9 protein-coding genes and 1 pseudogene are annotated in these 10288 nt (G+C 71.4%); 6 read left to right on the forward strand and 4 right to left on the reverse strand.

The window, feature by feature from the left end:
* Positions 1-22: 22 nt before the first annotated feature.
* From ACFW9D_RS35830 to ACFW9D_RS35840, 3 genes and pseudogenes are all read right to left on the reverse strand, one after another.
* Positions 23-601, reverse strand: a pseudogene (locus ACFW9D_RS35830) (MFS transporter); the annotation flags it as partial.
* A 71-nt stretch (positions 602-672) separates the two neighbouring features.
* Positions 673-1041 (reverse strand): VOC family protein, encoded by a 369-nt coding sequence (locus tag ACFW9D_RS35835; RefSeq protein WP_384629254.1) that lies wholly within the window; start codon positions 1039-1041, stop codon positions 673-675.
* Positions 1042-1073: 32 nt separating this feature from the next.
* Positions 1074-2411 carry a PLP-dependent aminotransferase family protein gene (locus ACFW9D_RS35840; protein ID WP_384629257.1) on the reverse strand — a complete coding sequence of 446 codons (1338 nt, stop codon included), beginning with the start codon at positions 2409-2411 and terminating at the stop codon, positions 1074-1076.
* A 97-nt stretch (positions 2412-2508) separates the two neighbouring features.
* Here ACFW9D_RS35840 and ACFW9D_RS35845 point away from each other — a divergent pair, with 97 nt between their 5' ends.
* The gene (locus ACFW9D_RS35845; protein ID WP_384629260.1) at positions 2509-3132 is read left to right on the forward strand and encodes a DJ-1/PfpI family protein; all 624 of its coding nucleotides are present in this window, start codon (positions 2509-2511) and stop codon (positions 3130-3132) included.
* Positions 3133-3211: 79 nt separating this feature from the next.
* On the opposite strand, the gene ACFW9D_RS35850 is transcribed toward ACFW9D_RS35845, so the two are convergent.
* Positions 3212-4075, reverse strand: coding sequence for a hypothetical protein (locus ACFW9D_RS35850; RefSeq protein WP_384629263.1), 864 nt, complete (start codon positions 4073-4075; stop codon positions 3212-3214).
* 58 nt (positions 4076-4133) lie between these two features.
* On the opposite strand from ACFW9D_RS35850, the gene ACFW9D_RS35855 reads away from it, so the two are divergent.
* The 5 genes from ACFW9D_RS35855 (at position 4134) to ACFW9D_RS35875 (ending at position 10184) form a co-directional block, all read left to right on the forward strand.
* A complete protein-coding gene (locus ACFW9D_RS35855; RefSeq protein WP_384629266.1) occupies positions 4134-5462 on the forward strand; it encodes a 6-phospho-beta-glucosidase in 1329 nt (442 codons plus the stop codon).
* A gap of 245 nt (positions 5463-5707) precedes the next feature.
* Positions 5708-5899: a putative ATP-grasp-modified RiPP gene (gene tgmA, locus ACFW9D_RS35860; RefSeq protein WP_188335912.1), complete on the forward strand. Its 192-nt coding sequence runs from the start codon at positions 5708-5710 to the stop codon at positions 5897-5899.
* Positions 5900-5913: 14 nt separating this feature from the next.
* The gene (gene tgmB, locus ACFW9D_RS35865; RefSeq protein WP_384629268.1) at positions 5914-6909 is read left to right on the forward strand and encodes an ATP-grasp ribosomal peptide maturase; all 996 of its coding nucleotides are present in this window, start codon (positions 5914-5916) and stop codon (positions 6907-6909) included.
* 144 nt (positions 6910-7053) lie between these two features.
* Complete coding sequence (locus ACFW9D_RS35870; protein ID WP_384629271.1) at positions 7054-9111, forward strand: phosphocholine-specific phospholipase C; 2058 nt, start codon at positions 7054-7056, stop codon at positions 9109-9111.
* Between the two features lie 98 nt (positions 9112-9209).
* Positions 9210-10184, forward strand: coding sequence for a phospholipid scramblase-related protein (locus tag ACFW9D_RS35875; protein ID WP_384629274.1), 975 nt, complete (start codon positions 9210-9212; stop codon positions 10182-10184).
* The last annotated feature ends 104 nt before the right edge of the window (positions 10185-10288 follow it).

Below are 10288 nucleotides of genomic sequence, written 5' to 3' on the forward strand. Positions count from 1 at the left end.
ATAACTGAAAGCGCCATCACACGCCGTCAATCTGCACATCGGTGAGCGTGCTCAACAGCAGAGAGGAGACCCCCGAGGCCGTCAACTGCCCGATGGACGTGGACACGTACTGGAAGGAGGAGAACAGGCCGCGGCGGCCGGGCCCGGCGGACTCGACGAGGAAGGTCGTCGACGCGGCGAACTCCCCGCCCACGGACAGCCCTTGCAGCAGCCGTGCCAGGACGAGGACGACCGGCGCGAGCACGCCCGCCGCCGCGTAGGTCGGGGTGAGCCCGACGAGCAGGCTGCTGCCGCCCATCAGGAGGATGGTCACGGTCAGCGCGGCCCGCCGCCCGCGCCGGTCGGCGACGGCCCCCATGAGCAGCCCGCCGACGGGCCGCATGAAGAAGCCGACGGCGAAGACGGCGAACGTGGACAGCAGCGGTACGAGCGAGTTGTCGGCGCTCTTCGGGAAGACCTGGTCGGCGAGGTAGGTGGCCAGGAACGTATATGCGTACCAGTCGTACCACTCCACTGCATTTCCGACAGAAGCGGCGAGAAGTTGCCGAACGGGGCGTGCGGGGCGGGTCGTGGTGCTGAGGATCTCCGGGGTCTCTGTCATGATCCTGACCTTTTCCCCGGAGGGGGCCCGCTCACGCGGAGGTGGTCACCCGCCTTCGGATCGGCGCCGGTTCAGGGGTGGGCGGTGTCGATGACACAGAAGCGGTTGCCGTCCGGGTCGGCCAGCACCACGAAGTCCGGGTCCTGCGGGTACAGGTCCCAGTCGACATGCCGGGCGCCCAGGGACACGAGCCGCTCGATCTCGGCGGCCTGCTCGGCCGCGTTCCCGGCGTAGAGGTCGAGGTGGACACGCGGGTGCTCCTGGACCGGCGACTCGCTGAGACCGAGCGCGAGTTGGACCCCGGGGCCGTCCGCCGGGACGAGCACCGCCCAGTCGTCGCCGACCTCGTCGCGCGGGACGTAGCCGAGCGCCTCCGTCCAGAACGCGGCCGCACGCGGCACATCCGACACACCCAGCACGACAGACCCGATCCTCAGCATGCCTGGATGCTACGCACCGGCTCGCAGACGCCTCAGGCGAAGGCGTCCTCGATCGCGACCTCCCGCACCGTCCGCAGCGTCGACCGCAGGCTCTCCGGGTCGGTCGAGCCGAGGGCGAGGCGCAGGGCCTGCGGGGTGTGGTGCGAGGTCGTGAAGGGTTCGGCCGTGGACACCGAGATGCCGCGCCGCGCGAGCGTGGCCGTCAGACGGTCGGCGCGGGCGTCCTCGGGCAGGGGAAGCCAGGTGAAATAGGACGCGGGGTGGGCGAGGAAGGGCAGACCCGCCAGCTCCTCGCGCGCGATGCCCTGACGGGACCTGGCGTCGGCCCGCTTGCGTGCCTCCAACGCGTCCACGGTGCCGTCCTCGAGCCAGCGGCACACGATCGCGGTGGTGAGCGCCGGGGTGTTCCACGTGGTCGCCCGGATCGCGCGTTCGAGCGACGGCACGGCGGACGGCGGGGCGACGACGAAACCGACGCGCAGACCCGTGGCGACGCTCTTCGACAGCCCCGACACATGGACGGTGAGGTCCGGCGCGATCGCGGCCAGCGGCGGAGGAGGGTCCTCCACCAGGTAGGCGTAGGAGGCGTCCTCGACGATCAGCGCGCCGTGCCGCCGCGCGACGGCGACGAGGCGGGTGCGGTCGGCCGCGGACATGACCCCGCCCAGCGGGTTGTGGAGCGTGGGCATCGTGTAGATCGCGCGGACGGGGCGGGTCGCGCACAGGCGCTCCAGCGCGTCGAGATCCGGCCCTCCGGCCGTCACCGGGACGGGCTCCAGGTCGAGATGGAAGGCGTGGGCGAGCACCTTGAACCCCGGATAGGTGAGCGCGTCGACCGCGACGACGTCACCGGCCGCCAGCATCGCCATGACCGTGACGGCCAGGCCGTGCTGCGCGCCGTTGACGACGAGGACCCGCTCCGCGTCCGTCGTGAGCCCCCGCTGCCGCAGGTGCCGGGCGATCGCGGCCCGGTCCTGCGGGCGCCCCGGATGCGGCTGATAGCGCAGCAGCGAGTCGAGATCACCGGAACCGGCCAGCTCCCGCAGGGCCTGCCGCAGGAGACCGGCCTGCCCGGGCAGGGACGGGTAGTTGAAGCTGAGGTCGACCGTGTCCGGGGCCACGGCCGCCTGGTCGATACCGTGTCCGGCGGGCACCGCCAGGTCCCGTACGAACGTGCCCCGGCCCTGCTCCCGGCTGACCAGGCCCATCGCCTCCAGCTCCGCGTACACCCGCGTCGCCGTCACCACCGCGATGCCCTCCCGGGCGGCGAGCCCGCGATGGGTCGGCAGCCGGGCGCCCGCGGCGAGCCTTCCGGACCGGATGTCGGACGCGAGCGCGTCGACCAGCGTCTTGTACCGCGGGGCAGCCATGCGGCGGATTGTACGCATGACAATTTCTTGGCTGTCCTGGATGCCTGTCCCTACGGTCGGCTTCCGTCCCGCACCCGCTCCCGGAAGGACCGCCGCCGTGCACATCGCCATCCTCACCTTCGAGGGCTACAACGAACTCGACTCCCTCATCGCGCTCGGCGTGCTCAACCGCGTCAGGAGCGAGGGCTGGCGCGTCACGATCGCCACCCCGAGCCCCAAGGTGACGTCGATGAACGGCGTGGTCGTCGAGCAGATGTCCACGCTGGAGGACGCGTGCGCCGCCGACGCCGTGATCATCGGCAGCGGCATCGCCACCCGCGAGGTCGTCGAGGACCCGGCGATCATGAGCGTCCTGCGCGGCCTCGACCCCGCACGCCAGCTCATCGCCGCCCAGTGCTCCGGCGCGCTCGTGCTGGCCCGGCTCGGCCTGCTCGACGGCGTCCCCGCCTGCACCGACCTGACCACGAGGCCGTGGGTCGTCGCCGCCGGCATCGACGTGATCGACCAGCCCTTCCACGCCCGGGACTCCGTCGCCACCGCCGGCGGCTGCCTCGCCTCCCCGTACCTCGCCGCGTGGATCATCGCCCGCACCCGGGGCGTCGAGGCCGCGGCGAGCGCGCTGCACTACGTCGCGCCGGTCGGCGAGAAGGAGGAGTACGTGGAGCGCGCCCTGCGCAACGTCACGCCGTACCTCCCCGCCGCCGCACCGGTGCCCGCCTGACCCGCGAAAGAAGCCGGAGGGCGCCGGCCGGGACCGAGGCTGATCCCGGCCGGCCCCACCCCGTGACCGCTCGTACCGGTCAGCCCCTGCGGTACGAGATGACGGCCGTCGTCACCAGGCACGGCGACGGCGGCACCATCTCCACCCGGAGGGTGCCGCGCGCCGCGTCGTAGTCGACGCCCTCGGACTCGAACGTGCCCGAGCAGATGCTGCGCTGCGGGATCGCGAACGCCGAGGTGACCCGGCCGGTGACCGGCGCGCCGTCCAGGGCGCGGTCCAGCGCGACCTCCAGGACCTCCTTGGCCGCGCCGTCCGACGAGCACAGCAGATGCGTGGCGTCGGTGAAGTCGCAGCCCTGGATGTCGTCGACGGACCGGTCGAGCGTGATCTGGCCGGCCTGCGGGAGATTCGCGCCGGGCGCGGGCGCCGACGGGTTCAGGACGGGCGCCGGGAAGACCTGGAGGCGGCGCATCGTGCCCCACTCGCCGGACACCAGCCACTGCCCGTCCGGCGACACCGTCGCGAACGAGTTGTTCAGCAACTCGCCCGGATCCAGCGCGTGTTCGTACGTCGTGCGCTTCCCGCCGGGCGCGGTCACCGCGTACATCTTCTTCTTCGCGCCGTCACCGCCCTGGTACGCGTCGAAGGTGTAGCCACCCGCGATGTCCGGGTCGCCCACGTGCGTCCAGCCGGCTATCCGCAGGTCGAGCGGGACCGAGGCCAGGCCGCGGTACAGCAGCGAGCCGTCCGCGCGGCTCGCCAGGCCCTGGCTGCCGGACAGCGAGTCCACGCGCGCCGTGCCGGTCTCGGTCCACCCGGGCGCGGCCGTCGCGGTCCCGGCGCCGAGCGCCAGCGCGGCGAACGCGGCGGCCGCGGTGAGGAGTCGGCGTCCGGTGCGTCTGGTACGGGGCGACGTAGAGGTCGTGGTCGAGCGGATGTGCATGGGGGTCCTCCGCCGGTCGAAGATCTGGTCGGGGATCAGGCTGCCCTACGATCGGGCCATGAGGCTGACGATTCTCGGCGGTGGCGGATTCCGGGTGCCCCTCGTGTACGGCGCACTGCTCGACGACCACGCCCCGGGCCGGGTCACCGAGGTGACCCTCCACGACATCGACGGCGACCGGCTGAAGGCGATCACCGGGGTGCTCGCGCAGCAGGCCACGGGCGTTCCCGACGCGCCCGCCGTGCACTCCACCACCGATCTCGACGAGGCGCTGCGGGGCGCCGACTTCGTCTTCTCCGCGATCCGCGTCGGGGGTCTCGCGGGCCGCGCCGCCGACGAACGCGTCGCGCTGGAGGAGGGGGTTCTCGGCCAGGAGACCGTCGGCGCCGGCGGCATCGCGTACGGACTGCGCACCGTCCCCGTCGCGACCCACATCGCCCGCCGCGTCGCCGCCGTCGCCCCCGACGCCTGGGTCATCAACTTCACCAACCCCGCCGGCCTGGTCACCGAGGCCATGTCCCGCCACCTCGGCGACCGCGTCATCGGCATCTGCGACTCGCCCGTCGGCCTCGGCCGCCGCGTCGCCCGGGTCCTGGGCGCAGACCCGGCCGACACCTGGATCGACTACGTGGGCCTCAACCACCTGGGCTGGCTGCGCGGCCTGCGCGTGCACGGCCGCGACGAACTGCCCCGGCTGCTCGCCGACGAGGACCTGCTCGGCTCCTTCGAGGAGGGCCGCCTGTTCGGCACCGACTGGCTGCGCTCCCTCGGCGCGATCCCCAACGAGTACCTGCACTACTACTACTTCAACCGCGAGACCGTCCGCGCCTACCGCGAGGCCGAGCGCACCCGCGGCGCCTTCCTCGCCGACCAGCAGTCCGCCTTCTACGCCGATCCCTCCTACGCCTCCTGGGACCGCACCCGCGCCGAGCGCGAGGCCACGTACATGGCCGACAACCGCGAGGCGGCCGGCGCGGGCGAGCGCGACGAGGCCGACCTGGAGGAGTCCGGCGGGTACGAGAAGGTCGCGCTCGCGCTGATGCGGGCCATCGCCCGCGACGAACGCGCCACACTCATCCTCAACGTCCGCAACCGGCACGTCCTTTCGGCCCTCGACGCGGACGCCGTCATCGAGGTGCCCTGCCTCGTCGACGCCAACGGCGCGCACCCCGTGGCCGTCGACCCGCTCCCCGGCCACGCCACGGGCCTGGTCACCTCGGTCAAGGCTGTGGAGCGCGAGGTGCTGACCGCGGCCACGACCGCGTCCCGCGCCGCCGCGGTCAAGGCCTTCGCCCTGCACCCGCTCGTCGACTCGGTCGCCGTCGCCCGCCGGCTCCTGGACGGATACGTGTCGGCGCACCCCGAACTGGCCCCGCTGCGGGCCTGACGGCGGCCCGGTGACGGTGGCGTGAAGGAGTGTAAAGGACTGTAAAGGCGCGGTATAGCAGAGGGGTGGCCCAAAGGGCCGCCCCTTTCTGGTTGCTGACGTTGCGTCATCACGCTCCGTGGCGGAATGAACTCGTCCGCAGGTGTGATGCGTCCTACAGAAAGAATCTGAGAAATTCGCTAGGAGTGTGACGCCGGAGAGTCACCATGCGCTTAGCTTGGTGCGCCCCCCAACGAGGAGTACTCATGCGACCGTTCGCCCTGAACTATGCCCGAGCTGTACGAGAGGCAGAGGTCAGCGCGCCGTACACATACGACTCCGCACTGCAGTTGAATGTGCTGCCCGACGGCGGAGTGGCCGCGTACGACTACGCTGTGTTGCGAGAGAGTGCCGCTACCACGTCCACGGCAGGGTCCAAAACCCATTTCGACGACTGAACGGCCGCGCGGAAATGACCGTTCTGATCCTGACGAACGAACAGGACGTGACGGCCGACATGGCCGTCGTGGAATTGAACGCCGGGGGAATCCCGGTGCTGAGACTGGATCCGGCCGAACTTCCCGGCGGCGTCGGAGTGTCCGGAGAGTTCGCCCATGGGGCGTTTCATGGCCATCTGTCCGTCGGCGGCCGGGTGGTGAGCATGGCGGGTCTGCGTTCCGTGTGGGTGCGCAGGCCCGGCACCCCCGCCGCCCGCGCCCTCGCCGCCTCCGACTGGCTGACCGAGGAGGCCTCCCAGTCGCTGTACGGCATGCTGCGCTGCACCGACGCGCGCTGGATGAATCATCCGGACGCGGCCCGGCAGGCCCGGCACAAGCCCTGGCAGCTGTGGCTGGCCCGGGCCTGCGGGCTGCCGGTGCCCGCGACGCTCATCACCACGTTCCCCCGGGTGGCGCGGGAGTTCGCGGAGCGCTATCCCGACCTCGTCGTGAAGCCGGTCTCCGGCGCACACCCGGACGGGCACGGGATGGCCGTGCCGACCACACGTGTGCGGCCGGGCGAGGACTACCGGGACGTCGCGCACGGCCCGACGCTGCTGCAGCGCCGGGTCCGCAAGGTCGCCGACATCCGGCTGACCGTCGTGGGCGACCGGCTGTTCGCGGCCCGCGCGCGGAGCGAGCCGCAGGCGGAGGAGGCCGACGAGGCCGTCGTCGACGTGCGCTTCAACGACACGGCGGGGCCGTGGCGGCCGGTACACGTGCCGCGGCGCGTGGCCGACGGCGTGCACGCCTATCTGACCCGGGCCCAACTCGCCTACGGGGCCTTCGACTTCGCGGAGGACGCGGACGGCATCTGGTGGTTCCTGGAGTGCAACCAGTCCGGGCAGTTCGGCTTCGTCGAGATCGAGACCGGGCAGCGGATCGGGCGGGCCGTCGCCGAGTGGCTCGCGGGGGAGCCCCTCGGTCCGGCGGTGGATTCACAGGGTCCGGATCCGGCGCCGCACCGGTGACTTTCGGCCGTCCGCCCCACCGGCTTCACACGTGCGTCACCGCCCCTTCCCTTTCTCCCGGTGGTCTTGAACACTCCGTTGGCGTACTCCCGTCGATCCCGTCCGCCGACGCATCCACCGACGTAACAGGAGATCCCCCCACCCATGACCGAACTGAACCGGCGCCGCTTCCTGCAGATCGCCGGAGCCACCGCCGCCTACACGGCCCTGTCCGGCTCCATCGAGCGGGCCGCCGCCATCCCGGCGGCCCGCCGCAGCGGCACCGTCCAGGACATCGAGCACATCGTGGTGCTCATGCAGGAGAACCGCTCCTTCGACCACTACTTCGGCACCATGAAGGGGGTCCGCGGCTTCGGTGACCCGCGCCCGGTCACGCTGCCCAGCGGCAAACCGGTCTGGTACCAGTCGAGTGCCGGCAAGGAGACCCTGCCGTACCACCCGGACGCGGCCGACCTCGGCATGCAGTTCATCGCCGGCCTCGACCACGACTGGGCGGGCGGGCACAGCGCCTTCGCGAACGGCCGCTACGACAACTGGATCGCCGCCAAGGGCACCGGCACGATGGCGTACCTGACCCGCGACGACATCCCCTTCCACCACGCCCTCGCCGACAAGTTCACCGTCTGCGACGACTACCACTGCTCGTTCATCGGCGCGACCGACCCCAACCGCTACTACATGCTCAGCGGATATGTCGGCAACGACGGCACCGGCGGCGGTCCCGTCCTGGGCAACGAGGAGGCGGGCTACGGCTGGACCACGTACGCCGAACGCCTTGAGAAGGCCGGGATCTCCTGGAAGGTGTACCAGGACATCGGCGACGGGCTCGACGCGGCCGGCAGCTGGGGCTGGATCAACGACGCCTACCGGGGCAACTACGGCGACAACTCGCTGCTGTACTTCAACAACTACCGCAACGCCAAGCCCGGCGACCCGCTGTACGACAAGGCCCGCACCGGAACCAACGCCAAGGCGGGCGACGGCTACTTCGACGTGCTCAAGGCCGACGTGAAGGCCGGCACACTGCCGAAGATCTCCTGGATCGCCGCCCCCGAGGCCTTCTCCGAGCACCCCAACTGGCCCGCCAACTACGGCGCTTGGTACATATCGCAGGTCCTCGACGCGCTCACCTCGAATCCCGAGGTGTGGAGCAGGACCGCCCTGTTCATCACGTACGACGAGAACGACGGCTACTTCGACCACATCGTGCCGCCCTACCCGCCGTCCTCCGCGAGCCAGGGCCTGTCCACCGTCGACACCAAGCTGGACTACTACCCGGGCAGCATCACCCGCGCCGCCGGACCCTACGGGCTCGGCCAGCGTGTCCCGATGATCGTCGTGTCGCCCTGGTCCACCGGCGGATACGTGTGCTCGGAGACCTTCGACCACACCTCGATCCTGCGGTTCATGGAGCAGCGGTTCGGGGTACGGGAGACCAACATCTCGCCGTGGCGCCGCGCCATCTGCGGCGACCTCACCTCCGCCTTCGACTTCTCCCTGAAGGTCACCGACCCGGCCCAGCTGCCCGACACTTCCGGCTACCTGCCGCCGGACCGCGACCGGCACCCCAGCTACGTCCCGAAGCCGCCCGCGCAGGGCTCCCTGCCCCGCCAGGAGGCCGGCTCCCGTCCGAGCCGCCCGCTCGCCTACGCGCCCTACGTGGACGGCGCCGCCGACATCGCGACGGGCAAGTACAAGCTGACCCTCAGCGGCGGCCCCAGCGCGGGCGCCGCCTTCCAGATCCGCTCCCAGAACCGCACCGACGGGCCCTGGACGTACACGGCCGAGGCCGGCAAGTCGATCTCGGACAGCTGGAACTCGTACTACTCCAAGGGCGCCTACGACCTGACCGTGCACGGCCCGAACGGGTTCCTGCGCGCCTTCAAGGGCGACAACAAGGCCGCGGGTCCCGAGGTGACCGCCCGCCACAACGGGGGCACCGGCAACCTGGAGCTGACCCTGACCAACCCGACGGCGGCCGCGGTCCGGCTCACGGTGACCAACGCGTACGGGGGCGCCGCGCAGACCCACACCGTGCCCGCGGGCGGCTCGCTCCAGCGGACCGTCGACCCGTCGGGCACCCGGCGCTGGTACGACCTGACGATCGTCGCCGAGGGCGTGACCGGCTATCTGCGCCGGCTCGCCGGGCACGTGGAGAACGGCACGGCGGGCGTGAGCGACCCGGCCATCGCCACCGTGTGACCCGGGTGTGCCCCTCCGGTGCCGACGGGACCGGAGGGGCACACATCACATCTGTCCGGCCTGGTCCGGTCCATGGGGCGGCGCGATAGTGTGCCCCGGTGACGACGCAATCGAACACCCCTGCAGGCTGGTACCCGGATCCTCAGGGGACTCCCCAGACACTGCGGTGGTGGGACGGTTCCCAGTGGACCGAGCACACGCACGCGGCGGCCCAGGTCCCGCAGCAGCAGACCCCGTCGCAGGCCCAGCCCCAGCAGCACCAGCCCCAGCCGGCCCAGGCCCAGCCGCAGGCGGCCCAGCCCCAGGCTCAGGCGCAGCAGCAGCCGTACGGCGGTCAGCCGCAGCAGCAGGCGCCTCAGCAGCACGCCCCGCAGCAGGCCTACGGCGCGCAGGCGCAGCAGCACGCGGACGCGGCCCGGGTCCAGCACCAGGTGCAGCAGCAGGCCGGTGTCGCGCCGAGCGCGCAGGGCGGCGGCACGCTGTTCACCGAGCCGGTCCTGGTCGTGAACCAGAAGGCCAAGCTGATCGAGCTGACCAACGAGTACAGCGTCATGGACCAGCAGGGCCGCCCGCTCGGCACGGTCACCGAGATCGGCCAGAGCAGCCTGAAGAAGGCGCTGCGCTTCGTCTCCAGCGTCGACCAGTTCATGACGCACAAGCTGGAGATCCGCGACGCCTACGGGCAGCCGCAGCTGATCCTCACGCGCCCCGCGAAGTTCATGAAGTCCCGGGTGATCGTCGAGCGCCCGGACGGTTCGCCGGTCGGCGAGATCGTCCAGCAGAACGTCATCGGCAAGATCAACTTCGGCATGATGGTGAACGGCCAGCAGGTCGGCGCGATCAAGGCGGAGAACTGGCGGGCCTGGAACTTCGCGATCGTGGACCACGCCGACCAGGAGGTCGCGCGGATCACGAAGACGTGGGAGGGCCTCGCCAAGACGATGTTCACCACGGCGGACAACTACGTCCTGCAGATCCACTTCCAGCTGCCCGAGCCGCTGCTCAGCCTGGTCGTGGCGACGGCGCTGACCGTCGACACCGCGCTCAAGCAGGACTCGCGCGGCTTCGGATGACCGGGCCCGGCGGTAATGGGGGTGGAGGCGGGAGAGCCCGCACACGCAGCACAACGCCCCACACACACGAGCGTGGTGGGAGAGGGCCCGCCACCCGAGACACA

The organism is Streptomyces sp. NPDC059524 (assembly GCF_042749255.1).
In the GTDB taxonomy this organism is placed as follows: Bacteria; Actinomycetota; Actinomycetes; order Streptomycetales; family Streptomycetaceae; genus Streptomyces; species Streptomyces xanthii.

Bases quoted from the DNA above. Each gene is read 5' to 3' on its own strand.
- ACFW9D_RS35835 (WP_384629254.1), bottom strand. From the start codon at position 1,041: ATGCTGAGGATCGGGTCTGTCGTGCTGGGTGTGTCGGATGTGCCGCGT.
- ACFW9D_RS35840 (WP_384629257.1), bottom strand. From the start codon at position 2,411: ATGGCTGCCCCGCGGTACAAGACGCTGGTCGACGCGCTCGCGTCCGAC.
- ACFW9D_RS35850 (WP_384629263.1), bottom strand. From the start codon at position 4,075: ATGCACATCCGCTCGACCACGACCTCTACGTCGCCCCGTACCAGACGC.
- ACFW9D_RS35855 (WP_384629266.1), top strand. From the start codon at position 4,134: ATGAGGCTGACGATTCTCGGCGGTGGCGGATTCCGGGTGCCCCTCGTG.
- tgmA (WP_188335912.1), top strand. From the start codon at position 5,708: ATGCGACCGTTCGCCCTGAACTATGCCCGAGCTGTACGAGAGGCAGAG.
- tgmB (WP_384629268.1), top strand. From the start codon at position 5,914: ATGACCGTTCTGATCCTGACGAACGAACAGGACGTGACGGCCGACATG.
- ACFW9D_RS35870 (WP_384629271.1), top strand. From the start codon at position 7,054: ATGACCGAACTGAACCGGCGCCGCTTCCTGCAGATCGCCGGAGCCACC.